The sequence below is a fragment of the Micromonospora sp. NPDC023869 genome, assembly GCF_055559695.1.
Genome location: NZ_JBVHKD010000003.1, coordinates 247,219 through 270,502 on the forward strand (window position 1 = coordinate 247,219; position 23,284 = coordinate 270,502).

Annotated in this window: 15 protein-coding genes; 12 read left to right on the top strand and 3 right to left on the bottom strand. The window is 71.4% G+C overall.

Going from position 1 to position 23,284, the window contains the following annotated elements; translation table 11 throughout:
* The first annotated feature begins 6 nt into the window (after positions 1–6).
* The 10 genes from ACZ31C_RS11645 to ACZ31C_RS11690 all read left to right on the top strand — a co-directional run bounded on the left by ACZ31C_RS11645 (position 7) and on the right by ACZ31C_RS11690 (position 14,232).
* Entirely contained in the window at positions 7–1,950 is a 1,944-nt protein-coding gene (locus tag ACZ31C_RS11645; RefSeq protein WP_465795214.1) for a DUF1996 domain-containing protein, read from the top strand.
* Between the two features lie 279 nt (positions 1,951–2,229).
* A complete protein-coding gene (locus tag ACZ31C_RS11650) occupies positions 2,230–2,931 on the top strand; it encodes a tryptophan 2,3-dioxygenase family protein (protein ID WP_465795215.1) in 702 nt (233 codons plus the stop codon).
* A gap of 44 nt (positions 2,932–2,975) precedes the next feature.
* A complete protein-coding gene (locus tag ACZ31C_RS11655) occupies positions 2,976–4,235 on the top strand; it encodes a tryptophan 2,3-dioxygenase family protein (protein WP_465795216.1) in 1,260 nt (419 codons plus the stop codon).
* Positions 4,232–5,410, top strand: coding sequence for an aminotransferase class V-fold PLP-dependent enzyme (locus ACZ31C_RS11660; protein ID WP_465795217.1), 1,179 nt, complete (start codon positions 4,232–4,234; stop codon positions 5,408–5,410). The genes ACZ31C_RS11655 and ACZ31C_RS11660 overlap by 4 nt, the downstream gene beginning before the upstream one ends.
* Positions 5,407–6,438: a methyltransferase gene (locus ACZ31C_RS11665; protein ID WP_465795218.1), complete on the top strand. Its 1,032-nt coding sequence runs from the start codon at positions 5,407–5,409 to the stop codon at positions 6,436–6,438. Before ACZ31C_RS11660 ends, ACZ31C_RS11665 begins: the two co-directional genes overlap by 4 nt.
* 279 nt (positions 6,439–6,717) lie before the next feature.
* The gene (locus ACZ31C_RS11670; protein WP_465795219.1) at positions 6,718–7,383 is read left to right on the top strand and encodes a YceI family protein; all 666 of its coding nucleotides are present in this window, start codon (positions 6,718–6,720) and stop codon (positions 7,381–7,383) included.
* 139 nt (positions 7,384–7,522) lie between these two features.
* Positions 7,523–8,155: an HNH endonuclease family protein gene (locus ACZ31C_RS11675; RefSeq protein ID WP_465795220.1), complete on the top strand. Its 633-nt coding sequence runs from the start codon at positions 7,523–7,525 to the stop codon at positions 8,153–8,155.
* A 134-nt stretch (positions 8,156–8,289) separates the two neighbouring features.
* Positions 8,290–9,231 (top strand): AEC family transporter, encoded by a 942-nt coding sequence (locus ACZ31C_RS11680; protein WP_465795221.1) that lies wholly within the window; start codon positions 8,290–8,292, stop codon positions 9,229–9,231.
* Positions 9,232–9,517: 286 nt separating this feature from the next.
* The gene (locus ACZ31C_RS11685) at positions 9,518–10,960 is read left to right on the top strand and encodes a family 43 glycosylhydrolase (protein WP_465795222.1); all 1,443 of its coding nucleotides are present in this window, start codon (positions 9,518–9,520) and stop codon (positions 10,958–10,960) included.
* Entirely contained in the window at positions 10,957–14,232 is a 3,276-nt protein-coding gene (locus ACZ31C_RS11690; protein WP_465795223.1) for a discoidin domain-containing protein, read from the top strand. The genes ACZ31C_RS11685 and ACZ31C_RS11690 overlap by 4 nt, the downstream gene beginning before the upstream one ends.
* A gap of 161 nt (positions 14,233–14,393) precedes the next feature.
* Here ACZ31C_RS11690 and ACZ31C_RS11695 read toward each other — a convergent pair whose 3' ends face one another.
* Both ACZ31C_RS11695 and ACZ31C_RS11700 read right to left on the bottom strand, forming a co-directional pair.
* Positions 14,394–16,235 (bottom strand): hypothetical protein, encoded by a 1,842-nt coding sequence (locus tag ACZ31C_RS11695; protein WP_465795224.1) that lies wholly within the window; start codon positions 16,233–16,235, stop codon positions 14,394–14,396.
* 173 nt (positions 16,236–16,408) lie between these two features.
* A complete protein-coding gene (locus ACZ31C_RS11700; RefSeq protein ID WP_465795225.1) occupies positions 16,409–17,857 on the bottom strand; it encodes a thrombospondin type 3 repeat-containing protein in 1,449 nt (482 codons plus the stop codon).
* A 131-nt stretch (positions 17,858–17,988) separates the two neighbouring features.
* On the opposite strand from ACZ31C_RS11700, the gene ACZ31C_RS11705 reads away from it, so the two are divergent.
* Positions 17,989–19,434: a helix-turn-helix transcriptional regulator gene (locus tag ACZ31C_RS11705; RefSeq protein WP_465795226.1), complete on the top strand. Its 1,446-nt coding sequence runs from the start codon at positions 17,989–17,991 to the stop codon at positions 19,432–19,434.
* Positions 19,435–19,608: 174 nt separating this feature from the next.
* On the opposite strand, the gene ACZ31C_RS11710 is transcribed toward ACZ31C_RS11705, so the two are convergent.
* Positions 19,609–20,556: an FAD-dependent oxidoreductase gene (locus ACZ31C_RS11710; protein ID WP_465795227.1), complete on the bottom strand. Its 948-nt coding sequence runs from the start codon at positions 20,554–20,556 to the stop codon at positions 19,609–19,611.
* Between the two features lie 151 nt (positions 20,557–20,707).
* Between ACZ31C_RS11710 and ACZ31C_RS11715 the strand changes: the two genes are divergently transcribed.
* Positions 20,708–23,185: a M14 family zinc carboxypeptidase gene (locus tag ACZ31C_RS11715; protein ID WP_465795228.1), complete on the top strand. Its 2,478-nt coding sequence runs from the start codon at positions 20,708–20,710 to the stop codon at positions 23,183–23,185.
* Positions 23,186–23,284: the final 99 nt, after the last annotated feature.

Below are 23,284 nucleotides of genomic sequence, written 5' to 3' on the forward strand. Positions count from 1 at the left end.
GGTTCCATGCCAACCCGCGACCTGCCCGCGTCCGGGCCGCGCCGCCGGCCGCGCTGGCGGTACTGGATGGTGGCGGTGACCCTCGCCGTCACCGCCGCGCTCACCTCCTGGACCGCGATGGGGCCGCTGCGGCTGACCGCCGGTGAGGAGACCCCGCTGTCCCAGGGCAAGCCCGCCACTGCCTCGTCCAGTGAGGGCGACCGCTGGTCCGCCGAGCGCGCGGTCGACGGCGACACCAAGTCCCGCTGGTCCAGCACCTTCACCGACCCGCAGTGGCTGGGGGTGAACCTGGGGGCGCCGGCCCGGATCGACACCGTGGTCCTGAACTGGGAGTCCGCGTACGCCACCGAGTTCGAGATCCAGGTGTCGCCGGACGGGCTGGCCTGGACCTCGATCTACCGCACCAGCAACGGCACCGGCGGCACCCAGCGCCTCGACGTGTCCGGCGAGGGCCAGTACGTGCGGATGTACGGCACGAAGCGGGCTACCGGGTACGGCTACTCGCTGTGGGAGTTCCAGGTGTTCGGGGCCTCGACCGGCGCGGGCGCGACCCCCGCCGCTCCGCAGACGTCGGGCGCCGCCTCCGGCACGCCCAGCGCGTCGGGCACCCCGGGATCGAGCAGCCCGAGCCAGTCCCACCCGGCCGGCCACGGCAACGGGGCGACCGGCGCGCCGACCCCCGGCGACTACGTGCTCGCCGAGCGGCCGGTCACCGGTGTGACGCCGTCGACGGCGAACCCGCCCCGCCGCGACCACCGCGAGTTCCAGGCCAACTGCGCGGTCAGCCACCGACTGGAGGACGACCCGATCGTCTTCTTCAACCGGCCCGGGGCGTCGCACGACCACACCTTCATGGGCAACACCACGACCAACGCGGCGAGCACCATGCAGTCGTTGCCGAGGGGCGCGACCACCTGCCGGGTGCCGGGCGACAAGTCGGGCTACTGGATGCCGACGCTGCTCAACGGCAACACGCCGATCGTGCCGCAGGGCCCGCAGGTCATCTACTACAAGAGCGGCGTACGCGACTACACCAGCGTCCGTCCGTTCCCGCCTGGCCTGCGGTTCCTCGTCGGTAGCCCGATGACCACCGCCGCGCAGTTCGAGTCCTCGCCGGCCTACCAGAAGGGCTGGGAGTGCGGGAACAGCTACGACAACGTGGACTTCCCGGCGAACTGCCCCGCAGGATCCCAGCTCAACGTCCGGATGCAGGCGCCGAGCTGCTGGGACGGGCGGCACCTGGACACCCCCGACCACGTCAGCCACATCGTGTACCCGGTCAACGGTGTCTGCCCGACCAGCCATCCGGTTGCGGTGCCGATGATCGAGTTCAAGATGGCGTGGCCGGTCAGCGGTGACATGTCGCAGGTGCGCCTCTCCAGCGGGCGGGGCTACTCGTTCCACTACGACTTCTACAACGTGTGGGACACGCCCACCCTGGCCGCGCTGGTGAAGCACTGCATCAACGCCGGACGCCAGTGCGACAGCCGGGGCTTCGACCAGTTCGAGCCCGGTGCCGGCGCGGCTCTCGACGAGCAGTACCAGGTGCCCGGCAGCCGCACCGTCCTGAGCCGGTCAGGCTGGACCGCGACCGCTTCGGGCGGCGGCGCGGACACCCCGGCGCGGATGCTCGACGGTGACACCAACACCCGGTGGACCTCCGGTGCGCCGATGACCAACGGACAGTCGTTCACCGTCGACATGCGGTCGGTCCGTACGATCAGTGGGATCTCACTGCTCTCCACCGGTGCCGACCACGCGCGGGGCTACCAGGTGTTCCTCTCCACCGACGGGAGGAACTGGACGGGTCCGGTCGCCAGCGGCAAGGGCTTCACGAACCAGACCCTGGTCGACTTCGAGGCCCGGGACGCCCGCCACGTGCGGGTGGTGCAGACCGGCTCGGCCAGCAACTGGTGGTCGGTGGCGGAGTTCACCGTCTTCTCCGGCTGACCTCTCACCCCGCACGACGAGGCGGCGTGGCCCGGACCGGGCCACGCCGCCTCGCGCTGTCCGGCGCGCAATCCCAGTCGGACGGGTTGACTGGTTTTCGTCAATATGATAATTGACCGTCTCATTCGGATGGTGACTCTCCTCCGCACCGCCGACGGTTGACTCTCGGTGATTTTCCGGCGACGGCTAGCGCAAAGAAGATCCACGTTGGATAATATCCGGGCGTCAGTCGCCCAGCATTGCCAATTCGGGCTGTGCCGCCGGTGGAGGGACAATTCCGTGAAGCGTGACCAGTCACCTGTGCTACCTGGCGACGGTGCCACAGACTACGCACGTTATATGCGTACGGAGGCGTTGCTCGGGTTGCAGCGGTCCCCGGCGGAGATGATCCACCGCGACGAACTGCTGTTCCAGGTGGTGCACCAGTCCACCGAGCTGTGGCTGAAGCTGGCGGCGGCGGAGCTGGTCGAGTCGGTGGCTCGGGTGGACGCCGGTGAGTTGGTGGCGGCCGAGGCGTTGCTCGGCCGGGCCATCCTCGGTGTCCGGCTGGTCACCGACCAGATGGAGATGCTCCGGTACCTCTCACCAGCGGATTTCCAGGCCATGCAGCCTGCGCTGGGTAACGGCTCCGGTGCCGAGTCGCCGGGATGGCGGCAGGTCCAGACGCTCAGCCGCCGGCTCGGCCGGGCCTTCCACGACCATCTCGACGCCCGGGGCCTCGCCCCGTCGTCGCTGCCCGACCTGGACCCGACGGACCCGACGCACCGGTTGGCCGAGGCGATGGTGGAGTGGGACGAACGGGTGTCCTCCTGGCGGGTGCGGCACTACCAGGTGGCGCTGCGGATCGGTGGCCACCCTCCGGCCGGCACTGCGGGCAGCCCGGCGAACATGCTCGCCAAGCTTGTCGGGCACCGATTCTTCCCGGAATTGTGGCAGGTGCGCCTGCACACCCCCGACGCGGAATCCGCCGCTCTGCACTGACGTTTCCTCGGCCCTCGGCCGACCCGATTGCGATCCTCTTCGGAATGTCGAGGTGCGGTTTCGTGCGCGAATTGACGGTCTGGTCGGCGGGCGCAGCCGATCCCGATGAATTTCCCTACGACCAGGTGGTCGACGCATTTCACCGGGTCGGCAAGCATTTCGTCGACAAGGAACTGCTCGCCCGGCTGGACGAGGCCCGCGCGAGGGTGACCGGGCACGACGAGCGGGCCCGGCTGCTGCGCGACTTCCTCGACGTCGCGCTGGACAAGTGGGACGGCCGCTACGACTACCGCAGCTACCTCGCGCTGCGCCTGCTCCGGCTGCCCGACGGGACCGACGATCCGCCGCCCGACACCGGGACCCACGCCCGGCGGGCCCGGGACCGGCTCGTCGTCCGGCTGGTCGCCGACGCGGTCACCTTCGAACTGTCGGCCGCCGCCAAGGTCACCGGACTGCTGCCCGAGCAGCGCCCGGGGCGGGCGGTGGTGGCCAAGCGTTGCCGGCTCGGCGTCCGCGCCGCCCTGCCCGCCCTGGGTCGCCTCGGCCTGCGCACGACGATCGACGACGACACGCCCGCCACCGCCGCCACCACGCTGTCCGCCGTCGTCGCCGGCCTGGACACCACCGGCGACCCGTCGCTGCGGCTGAGCATGCTGCCGGTCCACGTCACCCACGACGAATACCTGTTCATCCGGGTGCTCCAGGCCTACGAGTGCGTCTTCGCCGGGGTCGCCGACGAACTCCGGGGCGTGGTCGCCGCCCTGCGCACCGGGCCGCCCGCCCCGGCTGTCGACCGACTCGGGTACGCCCGCGACCTGCTCGGCACCGCCGGCACGTTGTTCTCGCTGCTGGCCACCATGCAGCCCGCCGCGTTCCAGACGTTCCGGCAGTACACCGAGGGTGCCAGCGCCATCCAGTCCCGGTCGTACAAGCTTGTGGAGTCGCTCTGCCGCACACCCGCACCGGACCGGCTCGACTCGGTGGCCTACCGGTCCGTGCCGGAGATCCGCGCCCGGGTGGTGGACGGCCAGCCGACCATCGACGAGGCGTACCGTCGCGCGGTCCACGAGGGGCGGCTGGACGAACCGTCGCGCCGTCTGCTGGAGGTGGGCATGGGCCGGTTCGCCGAGACCCTGGCGCAGTGGCGGCGAACCCACTACGGGGTGGCGGTGCGGATGCTGGGCCGCCGTCCCGGCACCGGCTACACCGAGGGCACCCCCTACCTGGCGGCGGTACGCGACCTGCCGGTCTTCGACGCCGTCGGCCCGTACCCGTCTCGTCCGACCGGAGGTCGTCCCGCGTGAACCCCGCCGACATCCCGCCCGGGCCCGACACGCCGGCCTGCCTCGACCCGGCCGTGCACGCGGCGCTGCGCGCCGAGTTCCCGCTGCTGGGCACCTGCGTCTACCTGAACAACAACTCCACCGGGGCGGTGCCGGCCGGCACCGAGCGGGTGCTGCACGACTACTGGGACACGCTGCGCACCTGGCGCGACGACGCCTGGCAGGACTGGCACGTCGGCCTCGACCGGTACGCCGACTCGGTGGCCGCCCTGCTCGGCGCGCCACCGGGCAGCGTGGTCACCGACGCCAACCTGAGTACGCTGCTGGCCCGACTGGCTTCCTGCTTCGACTACCGGCCGCCCCGCGACCGGGTGGTCGTCACCGACCTGGAGTTCCCGACGGTACCGTTCGTCTTCCGGGCGTTCGGTCGCTACGGCGCGCGACTCGACGTGGTCGGCACCGGCGGACCGGACCTCGACCAGGACGCCCTGGAGGCCCGCCTGGACGAGCGGACGCTGCTGGTGTGCGTCACGCACGCCGCCTTCACCTCCGGCGCCACCGTGGACCTGCCCCGGCTGGTGGCCGCGGCCCACCGGGTCGGCGCGCTGGTGGTGGTGGATGCCTTCCAGACCGTCGGGGTGGTGCCGCTGGACGTCACCGCGCTGGGCGTCGACGCCGTCCTCGGCGGCGCGAGCAAGTGGCTCTGCGGCGTCGGCACCGCCTTCCTCTACGTCCGGCCCGACCTGGTGCCGCACCTGGAACCGGCGGCGACCGGCTGGCAGGCCGGCGACCGGGCGCTGACCTTCCGGCCCTCCACCGGTTGGGCCCCCGGCGCGCGCCGGTTCGCCGGTGGCACGCCGTACCCGCTGACCTCGCTGGTCTCCCAGGTCGGGCTGGACCTGCTGGCCGGGGTCGGCGTACCGGCGATCCGCCGGCACTCGCTCGCCCTCACCCAGCGGGTCCTGGACCGCGCCGCCCAGGCCGGCATCGCGGTGGTCAGCCCGACCGCCGCGCACCGGCGCGGGGGCGTGGTGTTCCTGGACGTGCCCGACGGCGAGGCGGTCAAGCGACGGCTGGCCGCGCAGCAGCTGATCTGTAGTTGGCGCGGCCACCTGCGGGTCGGCCCGCACGCCTACAACACCCTCGACGAGATCGACGCGTTCATGGACGCGTTGGGCAAGGAGTTGGGTCGATGACCGTCACGCTCTCCCCGCGCGCGTTGATGAGCCTGCTCGCCAACGGGCCCAAGGCGATGGACGTGCTGGAGACGGCGCTCACGCTCGGGCTGCTCGACGAGCTGGAGCCCGGTCCGGTCCGGCTCGACACCCTGGCCGACGACCTGAAGGTACGCCCGCTGCGGCTGTACAAGTTCCTCGACTGCCTGGAGAGTCTCGGCTTCCTCGTCCGGGAGGGCTCGGGCGACGACATCGGCGCCACCCGCTACCGGTCGGTGCCCGGCCTGCGCGCGGCGGTCGAGGCGGTGGTCGGCCCGGACGCGCTCGAACGCGACCGGGACCGCTACCCGTGGCGGCTGCTGCACGGGCGGCTCGCCGACAGCCTGCGGGGCGAGGTGAGCATCGGCGACGACGACTTCGCCTGGCCGCCGAAGACCGACGAACAGACCGCCGACTTCGAGCGCAGCATGGCCGTCGGGTTGGGGCCGGTCGTCGAGGCGGTCCGGCAGCACGCCGACCGGCTCTGGCCGGGTCGTCGTCGGCTGCTGGACGTGGGCGGTGGCGACGGCACCCTGGCCGCGCACGTCCTGGACACCGCGCCGGAGCTGCACGTCGACGTCTACAACCTGCCCGCGGTGGCACCGCTGGTGGACCGCACCCGCGTCGCCCGGGGCCACCCGGACCGGCTCGGTTTCGTCGGTGGTGACTTCCTCACCGAGGAGTTGCCCCCGGGCTACGACGCGATCTCCTTCGTCCGGGTGCTGCACGACTGGCCCGACGAGGTGGCCCGGCACCTCGTGACCCAGGCGTACGCGGCCCTGGAACCGGGTGGCCTGCTGCTGATCTGCGAGGAGTTCCGCACCCCCGACCGGCTGGCCATGCAGTTCTTCTGGAGCTACTTCCTGATCGGCGTCGACACCTGCGTCAGCCGGCTGCGTGAGGCCGAGTACTACACGGCGTTGCTCGCCGAAAGCGGCTTCACCGAGGTGACCGTCCTGCCCGGCACCTGGGAGTTGGTGACCGCCCGGAAACCGGCCGTGCAGGGCTGACCGTCATCCGTCGGCGTCGCGGTGGGCGATGCATTCCCTCTCGTACGACAATCGGCTTCGCGCACCATTTGACGACCGATTCGCGGAATCGTCCCCCGCTGCCGGGTGGGCCCGCCGAGGGCGGCCGTGATTGTGCTCACGACCGGCACCCCGCAAGCGTGGGGGAGTGCCTTTGATCTCCCTATGCTGGCCAGACGATCGCCCGTTCCCGCCCGCCCCGCGCGGCGAGGCGGGCAGGTGGCGGGTGCCTTGCGCGAGGCGGGGAGGAAGTGGCGAGCGATGACCAGCTCCACACGGATCTGGGACGGGCTGTCGATTCCCGCCCCCGGCACCTACCGGCTCGATCCGGCGCACAAACGGATCGGGTTCCTCGCCCGACACATGATGGTCAGCCCGGTGCGGGGCGAGTTCCGGGACGCGACCGCGCAGATTGTCGTCGCCGAGGATCCGCTTGGATCGACGATCGAGGCGACCATTCAAGCGGGCAGTATCGATACGGCGAGTACGGATCGGGACACGCATCTGCGTAGCGCCGATTTCCTCGATGTGGAGACGTTTCCCACCCTCGAGTACCGCAGTACCGGAATTGCGCGACTGGAGAAGGCCGATCCGATCTTCTACTGGGCGAAGCTCAGGAACCACCGCCTCGGCCGACGGCCGGCCCCGGAGGAGTCGGCCCGGCCGGCGAGCCCGGCGACCGCCCGGTTCGTGCTCGGCGGTGAGTTGACCGTCAAGGGGATCACCCGCCCCGTCGACCTCCAGGTCGAGTTCGGCGGTGCCCGGCGGGACCCGTACGGGCAGGACATCTTCGGGTTCAGCGCGACGGCCGAGATCGACCGCGAGGACTACGGCCTGGTCTGGAACGTGGTCCTGGAGAGCGGTGGGGTGCTGGTCGGCAAGAGCGTCCGCATCGAGATCGCCGGTGAGGCGATCCGGCAGGCGTAGCCTTCACGCCGCGTTCACCGCAGATTGACGGCGGAGACGCATCCATTGATCGCGATGTCTGCGACAATCCGTCTGTCCCTGCCATCCCGTCAGGTGGGACCCCCGCCCACCGTGGCAGGTGACAGTCAGGAGTCGCCCAGTGGCTCGCATCCGTACCGTCGCCCTCGGCGCGGTGGCCGCCGTCGCCCTGTCCCTCGTCGTGGCCCCGTCGCCGGCCGGCGCCACCCCGCCCAACATCCCGTCACACAGCACGGCGGTGAGCCGGCTCGGCGCGCTCACCGTGGCTGCCGAGTCGCACCAGTCCAGCTACAGCCGGGACCTCTTCCCGCACTGGATCACCATCACCGGCACCTGCAACACCCGGGAGCAGGTCCTCAAGCGGGACGGCAGCAACGTGGTCGTCGACGCCAACTGTTATCCGACCTCCGGGTCCTGGTACAGCCCGTACGACGGGGTGACCCGGACGAACCCGGCCGACATCTCCATCGACCACGTCGTGCCGCTGGCCGAGGCGTGGCGGTCCGGGGCCTGGTCGTGGAACACCGCCCGGCGACAGACCTACGCCAACGACCTGGGCGGTCCGGAGTTGTGGGCGGTCACCGGCAGCGTCAACTCGTCGAAGGGGGACCGGGACCCGGCGGCGTGGAAGCCGCCGCGAGCGGCCTTCCACTGCACCTATGCGCGCGCCTGGATCCAGGTGAAGTGGTACTACGGCCTCTCCGTCGACAGCGCCGAGAAGTCGGCGCTGGCCGGCATGCTCAACACCTGCTGACCTGGATGTAAGGAAGGGACCCCTACTAACGCCTCGTGTATAGGAAGGGTCCCTTCCTTGCATCCGGACGGTCGCTCCGCAGTCAGAAAACTGAATCCCGTTACCATTAGTGCTGATCCACGGAGGGGGGCGGGGTGCAGGGCGTACTCACCGGTTTCGCCGTCATCGCCACCGTCATCGCGATCGGCTACCTGGTGGGGCGCATCGGGCTGCTGGGGCCGGAGGGGCCCGCCGTACTCTCCCGGGTCTCGTTCTTCGTCGCGACGCCCGCGCTGCTCTTCGAGACCGTCTCCCGTGCCGACGTGTCCACCGTCTTCTCGTCGGCCCTGCTCGTCACGCTGATCAGCACCACCGTCGTCGCGGCGATCTTCGTGGCCGTCGCGATGCTGTGGTGGCGACGATCGGCGCCCGAGGCGACGATCGGCGCCCTCGCCGCCTCGTACGTCAACGCGGGCAACATCGGCATTCCGATCGCGGTCTACGTGCTCGGTGACGCCGCGCTCGTCGCGCCGGTGCTGATGTTCCAGGTGGTCGTGATGGCGCCCCTGGCGTTCGCGGTGCTGGAGTCGTCGGCCGCGCGGGATTCGTCGGCGGTGCGGGAACGTCGGTCGGTGCTCCGGGCGGCGGTGCGGCCTCTGCTGAACCCGATCACCGTCGCCTGCGGCCTGGGGGTGGCCGTGAGCGTCGCCGGCTGGTCGCCGCCGGAGCCGGTGATGCGGCCGGTGGAACTGGTCGCCGCGATGGCGGTGCCCGCCGCGCTGCTGGCCTACGGTCTGTCCCTGCGGGGGGCTGCGCCGCCCGGCTCCGGCGACACCGCGTGGGACGTCCGGCTCGCCGTGGTGCTCAAGACGCTGGTCCACCCGACGGTGGCCTACCTGGTGGCCCGCTATGGCCTCGGGCTGTCCGCGCCGCTGGTGCTGGCCTGCACGGTCACCGCGGCCCTGCCCACAGCCCAGAACGTCTTCGTCTACGCCGTCCGCTACGGCCGGGGCGTCGTGCTGGCCCGCGACGCGATCCTCCTGTCGACCGCCACCGCCGTTCCGGTGCTGATCGCGGTGGCGCTGCTCGCCGGCTGACCCGGGCGGCGCGGCACCGAAAGCATTTCGCATCCTTTTCGACGTGCCAACCTGAGGGTCGCGTCGGTCGAAGCGCGCTTGGCGACACCTCGCCGGCCGCGTCATGAGGGCGGCCCGGGAGGCCTTGCCGAAATGGTTTTCGGGGCGCACGCTGTCGGCGGACAGTGATATCTGTCGATCACCTGTCGGGTCGACACGCACCGCGTCGACCTCGCGCCGGTGCCGCTTCCGCCGGTGCCGGCAACACCACCCGCCCCCGTCCCGTCCCCGTCGACTGGAGACCTCGATGCGACGACGACCCGTTGTCCGCACCCTGGCCGCCGGCTGCGCCGCCGCGCTGGCCGCGACCCTGGCCCTCACGGCACCCGCCACGGCCGCCAACCCCGTCATCACCACCATCTACACCGCCGATCCCGCACCGCTCGTGGTCGGCAACACGATGTACGTCTACGCCGGGCGCGACGAGGCGCCGGTGGGCACCAACAACTTCGTCATGCGCGAGTGGCACGTGCTCTCCACCACCGACGCGGCGAACTGGACCCTGCACGGCGCCCGGGCCGGCATCGGCACCTTCGGCTGGGCCGGCGCCGACGCCTGGGCCAGCGAGGTCGAGCACCGCAACGGCCGGTACTACTGGTACACCTCGGTCAACGGCAACGGCCTCGGCTGGATGAACATCGGCGTGGCGGTGGCCGACAGCCCGCTCGGCCCGTTCACCGACGCCAAGGGCGGGCCGCTGATCAGCGACAGCACCCCGAACTCCTCGCCGCTGAACATCGACCCCACCGTCTTCGTCGACGACGACGGCCAGGCGTACCTGTACTGGGGCGGCTACTGGGGCGCCCGGGCGGTCCGCCTGGCCAGCAACATGATCGACACGGTCGGCTCGGTGGTCACCCCGCAGGGGTTGACCCACTTCTGGGAAGCCCCGTTCATGTTCAAGCGCAACGGCCTCTATTACATGATCTACGCGGCGAACGACACCCAGGGCTGCGTCACCTCGTCGAGCTACGCCTGCCAGCGCTACGCCACCGCCACCAACCCGATGGGCCCGTGGACCCACCGGGGCGTCGTGCTCGGCCAGGTCTCCTCGACCACCAACCACGCGGGCGTGGCCCAGCTCAACGGCCAGTGGTACATGGTGTACCACAACGCCAACGCACCCGGCGGCGGCAACTTCCGGCGCTCCGTCGCGGTGGACCGGATGTACTTCAACGCCGACGGCACGATCCAGCCGGTGGTGCAGACCACCACCGGGCCGCCGCCCAACCCCGGCGGCGGTGCCCCGCCGCCCACCGGCACCAACCTGGGCCCCGGCGCCACCGTCTCCACCTCGCACGTCTCTGCCTGGGAGAGCCTGGCCGCGATCAACAACGGCGGGGTACCGGCCAGCTCCGCCGACCGGAGCAACCTGGCCTACGGCAACTGGCCGCAGCAGGGCACCCAGTGGATCGAGTACCGCTGGCCGACCGCGCAGACCATCAACCGCACGGCCACCTACTGGTTCGACGACGGCCAGGGCATCGACCTGCCCGCCTCGTGCCGGGTGCAGTACTGGAACGGCAGCGCCTACGTCGACGCGCCGAACCAGTCGACCTGCCCGGTGGCCGGTGACACCTACAACGTCACCACGTTCGGCCCGGTCAGCACCACCCGGCTGCGGCTGAACATCACCTCCCGGACCGGCTCCTCCACCGGAGTCCTGGAGTGGATGGCCTTCCAGTCATGACCGGGACCCCGCGCGCGTACCTCGCCGCTCTCGTCACCGCCGTCCTGGTCGCCGGCACGCTGGTGCTTCCCGGCACACCTGCCTCGGCCGCCCAGACCATCGGCTATCCCACCTTCTCCGGGCCGGCGGTGCCGGCCCCGCCGGTCGGCTACACCACCGGCAACACCATGCGGGCCATCTACGACGCCGAGAGCGCCGGCACCGACTTCTGGATCGACCGGCTGCTGGCCCGCCCGGGCAACGACCCGGCCGGCCCCTGGCTGATGACCCGGGGACGCGGCCTGTTCATGTACACCCACAACCCGTCGGTGATCGGCTTCGGTGGCAACACGGCCTACTGGGACGACATCAGCAGCCAGGGCGCCTACACCGTCACGGTCGGCTCGGGCACCCTCACCGAGCAGGTGGCGCAGCGCTGGCAGGCGCCCAGTCACTGGCGCAGCGTGCACACCGGCGGCTCGCTGCGCGTCGACGTCACCAAGTTCATCACCCGGCAGAACGTGGCGGTGACCAACCTGACCGTCACCAACACCGGCTCGACCAGCAGCACCGTGCCACTGCGGGTCACCTCCCCGTACGCCGCCACGGGCAGCGGCAGCGAGCTGACCGGCAGCCGGCAGGTGAAGAACAACCTCACCACCATCCGGCCCCGGCTCTCCGCCGACGGGTTCACCGTCAGCAGCGGCGGCCTGAGCCGGTCGGTGACCCTGGCCGCCGGGCAGAGCGTCACCACCAAGGTGCAGTTGGGCGTGGTCACCGACGAGATCCCCGAGTCGTTGACCGAGTACACCGGTTACCGCACCGCCACCCCGGCCGCCGCGTTCGCCACCCACGTACGCGAGTACCACCGCTGGTGGGCGGAGAACGTGCCGTACATCGACGTGCCCGACCCAGCGATCAAGAAGAACATCTACTACCGCTGGTGGCTGATGCGCTTCAACCACCTGGACGTCGACATCCCGGGCCAGGACTTCCAGTTCCCCACCTCGATCGAGGGGGTGACCGGCTACAACAACGCCATCGTGCTGACCCAGCCGATGCACGTCGACGACCTGAAGTACCTGCGCGACCCGATCCACTCGTACGGGCCGTGGCTGTCGGTCGGGCAGTCCTCGGCCAACGGCCGGTACGTGGACAACCCCGGTGACCCGGAGAACTGGTCGAACAGCTACACGCAGTACCTGTCCGAGGCGGGCTGGCGGGCATACCAACTGCACGGCGGGCAGCCGGCGATGCTGCACAACTTCGCCCGGTACGCCGAGATGGACGTGAAGGGCCAACTCGCCACCTACGACACCAACAACAACGGAGTGATCGAGTACGACTGGGGTGCGATGACCGGCAACGACGCCGACGCGGTGTCGTTCCACTGGCGTTCCGGCAACCTGGACCGGGCCGAGGGCGCGTACGTCTACAGCAACGCCCTGGCTGCCGCCCAGGCGTACACGGCGCTCGGCAACACCGCCAAGGCCACCGAGATGCAGAACCTGGCCAACCGGGTCCGCGACGGCATCGTGAACGTGCTCTGGAACCCGAGCCGGCGACTGCTGGAGCACCGGCATGTCGCCACCAACACCCACGTGCCGTGGAAGGAGATCAACAACTACTACCCGTACGCCGTCGGGCTGATGCCGAACACCGCCACCTACCGGGAGGCGCTGCGCCTGTTCGACGACCCGGCCGAGTACCCGATCTTCCCCTTCTATACCGCCAACCAGCGGGACAAGGCTGCTGCGGCGGCGGCCGGGAACCCCGGCAGCAACAACTTCTCCACCATCAACTCCACCGTGCAGTTCCGGCTCTACTCCTCGGTGCTGCGCAACTACCCCAACCAGTGGATGACCGCCGAGCACTACAAGAAGCTGCTCTACTGGAACGTCTGGGCGCAGTACGTCAACGGCAACACCCAGTGGCCGGACGCCAACGAGTTCTGGTCCAACTGGAACGGCTCGTCGATCACCTACCGCTCCTGGATCCACCACAACATCCTGGGCAGCAGCAACTGGACGGTCGTCGAGGACGTGGCCGGGCTGCGCCCGCGCAGCGACACCACCATCGAGCTGCACCCGATCCCGATCGGCTGGTCCCACTTCGCGGTCAACAACCTGCGCTACCGCAACGCCGACCTGAGCGTGGTGTGGGACGATCCGGCCGACGGGATCACCCGCTACCCGGGTGTCCCGCAGGGCTACTCGATCTATCTCAACGGCACGCGGGTGGCCACCGTGGACCGACTGACCCGGGTACTCTACGACCCGACCACCGGGGCGGTCACCCTGCCTGCGGGTGGCACCACCACCTTCAGCACCGCGTTCGCCGGGCTGCAACTGCCGCAGAACGTCAGCCACGGCAGCGCCCGGATGGTGGACATGTTCGCCAAGGCCGGAGTCGACCTGACCGCCACCACGCCGAACCTGGCGCAGGGCGCGACCACGTCGGCGTCGTACACCGCCTCGGGCACCTCCACCGGCGCGGCGGTCGACGGGTTCCCGACCAACGCGCCGATCTGGGGCAGCTCCGGGTCGTCGAACGCCACCGACTGGTACGAGGTCACCTTCGGCCAGACCCGGACGGTCGACGACGCCTGGCTGTACTTCCGGGACGACCGGGCCGGCAACCGTTACCGCGCACCGGCGTCCTACCAGGTCCAATACCACAACGGCAGCACCTGGGTCACCGTCGCGAACCAGGTGAGGACCCCGGCGGCGGCACGGGCCAACCACAACCGGGTCCGGTTCACCCCGGTCAGCACCCAACGGATCCGGGTACAGCTCACCCACGCCTCCGGATTCCGCACCGCGCTGACCGAGCTGAAGCTGTACGCCCGGGGCGGTGGCCCGCCGCCGTCGGGCAACCTGGCCGGGTCGGCGACGCCGTCGGCGTCGTACACCTCGTCCTGGGAATCGGTGGCCGCGCTCAACGACGGCATCGACCCGCCGTCGTCGAACGACACGGTCAACCCGCGCTGGGGCACCTGGCCGAACCAGGGTCAGCAGTGGGCGGAGCTGACCTGGCCCGCCGCGCAGACCCTGAGCGCGGCGGAGGTGTACTTCTTCGACGACAACGGGGGAGTGCGGTTGCCGGCGTCGTGGCGGTTGCAGTACTGGACCGGCACCGCGTACGCGGACGTGCCGGGAGTCAGTGGGTACCCGATCGCGCTCCACCAGTACAACCGGGTCACGTTCCCGGCGGTGAGCACGGCCCGGTTGCGGGTGGTGTTGGAAAGCGGCGCGGGCTCGGTCGGACTGTTGGAGATCAAGGCGACCGGATGAACGGTCGGTGACCGACGCGGCGGGCGGGTGCGACCACCCGCCCGCCGCAGGGCGGGGCCACTCACTCCACGGAATGGAGGCGTACGCGAGCTGAACCACCACCGGTGACACGACCGGCCCGGTCCACCGCGCCGGCCGTGCCCCTGCCGATCACCGCACCGCTACCATCGCGTGGCGGTCTGGTCCGGAGTGACCGACCGACCGACCCGGATCGCCAGCCGGTCGAGGTAGCGCACCTGGAGCACGACCAGCGCGATCAGGAACAGCAGCAGCATCGGCAGCGGGAGCAGCGCGCCGAGGGCCAGTTCGTCGGCGGGGATCCGGCCGGTGGTGCCCTGCGCCAGCGCCTCGACCGGTGCGGTCCGGGTGCTCGGGGTCTGTGCCACGATCCACGGCCACAGCAGTTGCCCGGAGCTGACCAGCCAGGTCACCAGACCGGCCAGCAGCACCATCGGTACGGCCGGGGCGAGCATGGTGCGGCCGAACCCGCCACCCGCCCGCCACTGTGGCTCCAACCCACGGAACAGCAGCGTGAACAGGAACAGCGCGGGGATGCTGACCCAGCCGGGCGGGATCACCCCCAGGAAGGTGTTGACCTGGTCGAAGTCACGGGTACGCAGGTAGGACTCGACGGCGAGCGGCCCGGTGCCGACGAAGAGCCACGGCGCGAACGGCAGCAGGAGCAGTTCGCTGAACCGGCCCAGGGGGCGCAGCCCGCCGATGGCGAAGCCGCCGGCCACCGCGACGGTGATCGTGACCAGCGTCGCGACCAGCGTCGGCAGCCAGGTCCAGATGAGCATGTCGGACAGGCCAGCGCCCGGCACCGGTCCGAGGTCGTTGGTGAACCGGAGGCTGCGCCGCAGCCACGGCCACGCCACCCACAGCATCAGGCCGACGGCGACCACGCCCGCCACGGCCAGCCCGATCCGGGCCGGGCCGCTGCCGCCGCCCGTCGGACCGCCGCCCCCGCTCGTCGGACCGCTGCTCCCGGTCATCGGGGCGCCCGGCGGCGTGGACGCCGGCCAGGTCGGTACGGCGCTGGCATCGGACGCCGGCCAGGTCGGTGCGGCGCCGGCGACCGGCGTGGGGGTGCCGTGCGGCGTGGTGACGGCGCTGGACGCGGGCCAGGCCGGTGCGGCGGTCGATGCCGGCGTGGCCGTGGTGGGATCGCCGGTCGGGGCGTCGGCGAGTTCGATCCGGGCGCGGGTGATCAGCAGCAGCGCCGTCGCGGCCAGGCCCAACACGGCCAGGACGGCGAGCAGCAGCACCGCGTCGGCGGAACCACGGCCGACGTCCATCCGGGCCAGGGACTGCACCACGATGGTCGTCAGCGGGAATTGGGCGCGGTTGCTGGCGGCCAGCAGCGGTGCCACGAAGCTCTGCAACGTGGCCGCGACGATCCCGAGCACCAGCAGACCGGCCACGGTCGCCGCCGCGGGCAGCGCGTCGGCCGGACGGCGACGGCCGCGCAGCGTGGCGAGGAAGGCGGTGGTGGCGACGGCGACGACCAGTCCGGCGCTGCCGACGGCGGTCAGTTCCACGAGCGTCGCGTACGGGCTGTCCACGGCCGCTCGGGGCTCGACGCGGTCGAGACGCCAGCCGAGCAGCAGCGCCACCGGGGCGTACCCGGCGACCGGCACGGCCAGCAGGGCACGGGCCGCGAGCCGGGGTCCTCGCCCGGCGCGGTCGGCGAGCAGGGCCAGCAGCGGGGCGACCAGCAGAGCCAGCACGAGCGGCACGAGCGTCAACAGCAGCGCCATCCGGTACTCGCCGACCACGCCCTGCTCGAAGCGCTGTCGATAGTGCTCGGCGCCGACGTCGGTCGCCGGACCGAGCAGGTTGTCCCGGGTCGTGGAACGCGCGATCGCCAGCCCGGTGGGTAGCAGATAGGACCAGAGCAGGGCGAGGAAGGCGGGAAGCAGCAGCACGAGCCCGATGCCGACGCGGGCACCGGTGCCCAGTCGGTCGGAGGGCTTCGTCACGGAGAGTACCGGGCTGGTCATGGTGCTCCTCGCTTCGTCGGATCCCGGGCCGGGCCCGACGATAGGCGCAACGATCAAGCCGGGCCACCGGAGCGAAGATCTTTCGTCCGCACGGCCCACCAGCGGTGCCGATGCGGCCGGGGGAGCATGAGCAGGCCGGGCGCCGTCGGGTCGACGACGCCCGGCCGGCGGGTTCAGCAGAGGCCGTTGCAACCGTCCGGGTTCGGCGGCGGCGCACCGATCCAGGGCTGGGAGAGGCCGGGCACGTGCTCGGGCTGCGCCCCGCTGATCCGAGGCTCGGAGAAGACCGTGTTGTACGCGTTGGCGGTGTCATCGACGTAGATGATCCCGCTCAGCTTGTTCTCCGGGATGGTGCCGTTGGCGTACGGCGGCGTCCAGTCGCGGACCGGCGTGATGTTCGCGCCGAGGAAGCGGGTGATCCCGTCGGCGCCGGTCAGCACGGAGATCACGTCGCCGGAGTAGTCGGGGTTGACGTACCCGTGGTCGCCCTCCGGGTCGCCGTGGCCGGTGCCGTCGTCACCCCCGTCGTCGCCGTGCTCGCCGCCGGTGTCGTCGTCGGAGTCGTAGTGGGTGTTGATGCCGTCGCCGCAGTTGCCGCTGGTGTCGCAGGTGGTGACGGTCTGGTTGCCGGAGCTGTGGGTCGAGCTGTTGAAGGTGACGCTCTCCACATGGAAGGTGCCCGTCTTCTTCCCGTTCTGGTCGTACAGGTGCACGGTCGTCTCGGAGTGGGTATCCGACTGGCCGTTCTTGGTGTGGCTCTTGGTGGTGGTCTCACTGATCAGGCGGCCGTGCGGGTCGAAGACCATGACGGTCTGCTCGGTGTAGAGGTCGCCCGGCTCGCCGCGCTCCTCGTACTGGGTGAAGACGGTGTTGCCCTTGGACCCGTCGGCGTTGACGTGTTCCCGCACCGACCCGCCCGGCACCAGGTCGACGTCGTCGCGCGACCCGTCGGCGTAGTGCAGCCGGTAGTCGTGGTCGCCGAACCACGGCTTCTCGGTCTTCACGATCCCGCCGTACGCGGCCGGGCTGTGCGTCGTCTCGCCCGGCTCGAACTCGACGAACATCGACTCGAACGGCGTGATCAGTGGATTGCCCTGCTCGCCGACGGCCTGCGACCGGGTGCCCCGGCCGATCGCCACGCCGTCGCGCTGCACCGAGAGCCTGAGTGCGTCGAACTGCTTGAGGTCAACGCCCAGCCGGGTGTAGGTGTCCTTGCGCACCGGAAGGGCGAAGACCCCCAGGGCGGGCAGGTTGGTGGTGGTCTCCCGGAGTTTGATCAGCTCCGCCGGGAACGCGATGAAGCTGCCCCGCCCGTACCCGAAGGACGGCAGTTTGTTCACCGAGGCCAGTTCCGCGGCGACTTCCAGGCTGGGCCGGCTGGCCGGGTCCCACGGGTCGGTGCCCGCCGCCATCTCGTCGGCGTCGCTGAAACCGTCCTTGTCGCTGTCCACCACCCGCCAGGACAGGTAGCAGCCGGTCGGGTCGCAGATTCGGGCGTACGACAGCTTCTTGCGCGGCGGCTTGTCGGCGGAGGCGGCGGTGCTGCCGGCGGTCAACGCCAGCGGTATGGCGAGCAGCGGGGCGACGACCATCGCCACTCGCCTGCGGTTACGAAGGATCATGAGCGGTACGGTCGCACCCGCCGGGACGCGTCCCGATTGCTGAGTCGGCAATCAGTCGCGGGGTCGCGGCACCCTGGGAGGATCCCCAGCTAGGGTGTGGCTGCTGCGCTGGTGCGACGAAGGTGACGGACGTGGACATCGACCGGTGCGGCCATCGGCCGGAGGACGCCGACCGACTGCTGGCCGCCGCCGACCGGGCCGCCGACCCGGTGACCGCCGCCCGGCTGGTGGCGGAGGCGTTCGTCGCGGTGTCCCGGACCGCCGACCCGACCGTCCTGCCGCCGATCGTCGCGCGGTTGGCGCGGCTGCGGACCCACCCGCCGCGTCCCGAGGTCGAGTTCCTGCACCACGCCGTCGGCTGCGCGGTGGGCGCCCGGACCGGGCGGCGGGTCGCACCCCGGGAGACCGACGACGCGTTGCGCCTCTTCGCCAGCGCCGGCCTGCACGACGATCCGCTCCTTCTGGAGTGCGCGATGATCGCCACGTTGAGCGCGCAGCGACCCGACCAGGTGCGCCCGAGGTTCGCCGCCCTCGTCGAGCGCTGGGTGTCCGGCGAGGAGGCGACCGACCCCGCGCGGCGGGCCCGGTTCACCACCATGCTCGGGATGGGCGACGCGTGGTCCGGGGACCTGCTGCGCGGCCGGGCGACGCTGCGCCGCGCCCAGGCGTACGCGGTCGAGGCCGGGCGGCTCGACCTCCAGGCCGAGATCGTGTCGTGGCTGGCCAAGTGCGAGGCGCTCTGCGGTGACCTGGTCCAGGCGCGGCGCTGTCTGGACGAGGCGCGGGTGCTGGCGGCCCGCTCGGGGTCGGCCTGGGTCGGGTTCCACATCGCCGAGTGCGCCGCCGCGCTGCACCTGGCCTCGGGCGACGTCGAGGCGTGGGTCGGCGTCGTGGGGCGGCTGGTCGACTCGGCGGTCGGCAGCAGCTCCGGGCTCGTCTTCGAGCACCGGTGGGAACTCGCCACCCACCACGCGCTGGGCGGGGACGCCGAGGCCGCGCACGCCGTCCTCGCCGCCATCGCGGACCCGCCGCTGGACTGGCCGGGTGCGCCGGCCCTACCGGCCTGGCGGGCCTGGATCGCCGACCCGACGGACCCGGCGGCGATGGGCTGGCTGGAACAGGCGCTCGCCGGGCTCAACCGGCCGGTGGAGCGGCTCTCCCGGGCCCGGCTGGCCTGGCTGCTCGGCGCCCAGCACGCGCGCCTCGGCCGGCGGGTCGACGCGATCCGGCTGCTCGAACTGGCCAGCAGCGAGTACGCGGCGACCGGTGCGGCGGGCCTGCTCGCCCGCGTCGCCGTGGACCTGGACGCGGTCACCGCCGGCCCGGTCGGTACGCCGTGGCCGCCTCCGGCGGGGCCGTCGACCGGGCGCGGCCGACCGGCCGGTGCCGAGATGGAGGTCCGGCTGACCGCGATGGAGACCAGAGTGGCCGGTGCCGTCGCCGACGGACTGAGCAACCAGGAGGCGGCCCGGCGGCTGTCGGTGTCGGCCAAGACGGTCGAGTTCCACCTCGGCAACATCTATCGCAAGCTCGGCGTCCGCAACCGCACCGAACTCGCCCGGCACCTGTCGCGCTGAGGCGTGGCCGGGCGGCCGAGCTGAAAGGAAGGGTCCCCGGCTAACGCCTCGTGCATAGCAGGGGACCCCTCCTAACACCCGCGCGCCCCGGCCTGTGGGCCGCGCCGACACCGCGCCGGGTCGCTGCCCGCAGGTGCCGCCGGGTCCCTGCCCGCCGGTGCCGGCGCGGCCCGGTCAGTCGAGCGCCGCCACCAACTCGGCGACTTCGGCGGCGCAGCCGTAGGAGAGCGTCACCCCGGCTCCGCCGTGGCCGTAGCAGTGCACCACCGGGCCGGGCGCGGTCCGTTCCGTCTCCAGCCGGACGCTTGGTCGGGCGGGACGCAGCCCCACCCGGTGCGCGAGGACGCGGGCCCCGCCGAGCGCGGGAACGAGCGCCGTGCAGCGGGCCACGATCGCCTCCGCCGTCTCCGGGCGGGCGTGCCGTTCCTCGTCGCCCTCCTCGGCGGTGCCGCCGAGCAGCACGGTGTCCGTCCGGGGCACGACGTACCGCAGGTGTCCGGGGTCGGTCTGGTCGAGCAGCCACTCGTCCAGACCGACCTGGGTGACCACGACGACCTGTCCGCGTACCGGGGTGAGGGAGGCGTCGCCGGTCAGCTCCCGCGCCGCCAGGCCGGTGCAGTTCACCACGGCGTGCACGCCGTCGGTGAAGGCGTCGGCGAGGGCGGTCAGCTGGCCGGGTCGGATCTCGACGCCCGCGCGCACCGACCGGTCCCGCAGCCAGGGCAGGTGCCGTGCCATGTCCACCACCGGCACGGTCAGCTCGTACCCGTCGACGTAGCCGGGCGGCAGCCGGTCGCCGCGTACCCGGCCCAGCGTGGGCACCGCGGCCCGCCACCACGGCTCGGCGGTGGGCCGGCGGAAAAGTTCCCGGCCCCGCCGCAGCCGGACGCCGGTCGTCGGGTCGTCGGCCAGCCCGCAGAGCACCCGGTAGGTGGTGGCCGACCAGCCGGTCACCCGGGCCCGGGGATGGGCCCGGTAGGGGTACCAGAGCGCGGCGGCGACCGACGACGTGGTCTGCTCGCCCGTCCCGGCGGCGACCACGTCGACCCGGTGGCCGTCCTGCGCCAGGCGCAGGGCACAGGTCAGGCCCACCACGCCCGCACCGACGACCCTGACCCTCATAGCCGGAGATCACACCACACCGTCGGGGCCGTGCGGAATCCTCAAGGTTTCCTCAACCGGGCAGCTCAAGATCTATCGACCTCCGTCGCCGCGACTAGTTTGACGGCAACCGATGGACGTGCGTGACACGCCACAAGCAGGAGGAGGGGAGATGCGACGCACACGACTGCGCCTCGCGCTCTTCGCGCTGCCCGCCCTGGTGGGCGGAGTTCTCATGGCGGCGGCATCACCCGTGCCGGTGGGCGCGGTGCCCGCCGGCACGGGTGGTCCGGCCGACACCCATCTCGACGAACCCGACCACGTCGACCACGTCCGGGTCCAGATGACCGGCGCTGACATGCTGGACCGGGTGGCCGCCGCCGGGTTCGACATCGAGCACGGTCTCACCCGGGTGCCGGACGGCATCGAGGGCGAGGTGGCGGTGACCGCCGAGGAGCGCGTCGCGCTGGAGGCGATGGGTGTCCGGATCCTCGCCGACGACGAGGGCTTCGAGTGGAGCGACGAGGCCGACGGTGGCCTGCCGGCCGTCGCGGCCCGCACCCTGACGGCGGCCGGGGAGGACAACGCGGTCCGGATCGCCCGCGCCGACTGGTTCACCACCAAGGGCCAGGGTTTCCTGTACGTCGAGGCGCGCACCACGGAGGGCAGCCAGACCACGCCGATCGTCGGGATGCAGGTGGAGAACGACTCGGGCAAGGGCACCGAGTTCGGCTTCGCCCGGACGATGAGCCGGTTCGTCGACTCCGGGCAGTACATGTTCCACCGGAACCTGTTCAAACTCGACACCCGCCCGGACCAGATCCGGGTGACCAGCTCGACCGGCGGCGTGGTCACCGGCCCGGTCTCCGACTGGCTGGAGGACGGTGCCCCGCCGCTGACCGCGAACCCCGGCTACCGGTCGGACTTCGTCGACGGCTACCGGCACCCGCAGCAGCTCTTCGCCCGAGCCGAGGAGATCGCCCGCGAGTACCCGCAGATCGCCGAGATCGTCCACCTGCCGCACCGCACCAACGGCTACCAGCGCAAGGCACAGGCCACGATCGGCGGGACCGGACAGTCGGCAGTGGTGGTCAGCACGGCGGCGTGGGGGCACGAGGGCGGCAACGACGTCACCGTCGAGTTCGCGCACCAATCGGGGGAGAACCTGCCGCTCACCGTCGAGGTGACCGGCACGGCGGTACGCGTCCTGCTGGGCACCGACGCCACCGGCGCGGCGGCGAGCACGGCCGCCGAGGTGGCGCAGGCGGTGCGTACCCGGTCGCAGGGGCTGATCGACCGGGCGCACCCGTACCGCAGCAACGCCGGCACCGGCGTCGTGGCGGCGACCACCGGCCCGGTGGCGTTGACCGACTTCCTCGACCAGAAGCGGGTCGGCGCGCCGGAGGGTGAGGTGCCGCGCGGCCCCGCCACCATCCCGGTGCTGCGGATCGGCAAGCACCGCGACGGCCGCAACCCAGGCGTGCTGATCCAGGCGCAGGACCACGCCCGCGAGTGGGTGCCGCCGACGACCACGCTGGAGACGGCCGAACGTCTGGTGCACAACTACCGCACCGACAAGGAGACCAAGAAGATCGTCGACAACACCGACGTCTTCCTGATCCTCTCCAACAACCCGGACGGCGCGAACTACAGCTTCTACAACTTCGCCTCGCAGCGCCGCAACATGACCAACCACTGCGCGGACGACAACGCCGACCCGGCTCGCCGCAACGCCTGGGGCGTGGACCTGAACCGCAACTACCGGGTCGGCTCGGGCCACGACGGGTACGCGGGCGGCTCGACCAGTTGCGTCAGCGACACGTTCCAGGGGCCGGAGAAGCTGTCGGAGCCCGAGTCGAAGAACGTCGTCTGGCTCGTCGAGACGTACTCGAACATCAAGTTCATGATGTCCGTGCACTCCAACGGCGGCCAATTGTTCTGGCAGCCCGGCGCGTACATCGCGAACGGGCGGATCACCACGCCCCGGCCTCCGCTCGGTGACGAGGCGTTCTACTGGCAGTCGGCGGCGCGGATCCTGTCCCAGGTCAAGGCGCACCGGCAGACCGTGGTGACGCCGCAGAACGTCGGCGGTTCCTCGGACGTCCTCTACTCCTCGGCGGGCAACGTCCGCGAGGACCTGTACCACACCTACGGCATCTACTCGTTCGGCTGGGAGGTCGGCGGCTCGATCTACAACCCGGCCACCGGCAACTGGCAGGGCGGCTCGTTCCAGCCGCCGTGGGTGGGCAACCCCGAGCTGGTCAGCGGGCACGCCGAGACGATGGAGTACGCCAACGGCATCATGGAGATGTTCCGGATCGCGGCGGAGTGGGGCAAGGACAAGAAGAAGCCGACCTCCACGCTCGTGCCCGGCGGCGGCCGGTACGCGGCCCCGGTCGACGTCCGGTTCGAGACCAGCGAACCGGCCACCATCTACTACACGACCGACGGCAGCCGTCCCACCCTGGACTCGCCGCGCTACCAGGCGACCGAGTTCCGGGAGCCGGGTCAGGTGTTCCGCGTGACCGAGACGACCACGTTCCACTGGTTCTCGGTGGACTCGGCGGGCAACGTCGAGAAGGGGTACGACCCGACGAAGAACGACAAGCGCAACAACTACCGCAAGGCGACGGTCACCATCACCCGGTAGCCGGTCTTCGGTGACGCCTCGTCGGTGCGGGTCGCTCCGCGCCGACGGGGCGTCGTCGTGCGCGCGTCGACGTGGACCGTCGCCGACGCGCGTCGGGAA

Excerpts from the sequence above, each read along its gene's own strand:
- ACZ31C_RS11645 (WP_465795214.1), top strand. The coding sequence starts at position 7 with ATGCCAACCCGCGACCTGCCCGCGTCCGGGCCGCGCCGCCGGCCGCGC.
- ACZ31C_RS11655 (WP_465795216.1), top strand. The coding sequence starts at position 2,976 with ATGTCGAGGTGCGGTTTCGTGCGCGAATTGACGGTCTGGTCGGCGGGC.
- ACZ31C_RS11665 (WP_465795218.1), top strand. The coding sequence starts at position 5,407 with ATGACCGTCACGCTCTCCCCGCGCGCGTTGATGAGCCTGCTCGCCAAC.
- ACZ31C_RS11670 (WP_465795219.1), top strand. The coding sequence starts at position 6,718 with ATGACCAGCTCCACACGGATCTGGGACGGGCTGTCGATTCCCGCCCCC.
- ACZ31C_RS11685 (WP_465795222.1), top strand. The coding sequence starts at position 9,518 with ATGCGACGACGACCCGTTGTCCGCACCCTGGCCGCCGGCTGCGCCGCC.
- ACZ31C_RS11690 (WP_465795223.1), top strand. The coding sequence starts at position 10,957 with ATGACCGGGACCCCGCGCGCGTACCTCGCCGCTCTCGTCACCGCCGTC.
- ACZ31C_RS11695 (WP_465795224.1), bottom strand. The coding sequence starts at position 16,235 with ATGACCAGCCCGGTACTCTCCGTGACGAAGCCCTCCGACCGACTGGGC.
- ACZ31C_RS11700 (WP_465795225.1), bottom strand. The coding sequence starts at position 17,857 with ATGATCCTTCGTAACCGCAGGCGAGTGGCGATGGTCGTCGCCCCGCTG.
- ACZ31C_RS11710 (WP_465795227.1), bottom strand. The coding sequence starts at position 20,556 with ATGAGGGTCAGGGTCGTCGGTGCGGGCGTGGTGGGCCTGACCTGTGCC.
- ACZ31C_RS11715 (WP_465795228.1), top strand. The coding sequence starts at position 20,708 with ATGCGACGCACACGACTGCGCCTCGCGCTCTTCGCGCTGCCCGCCCTG.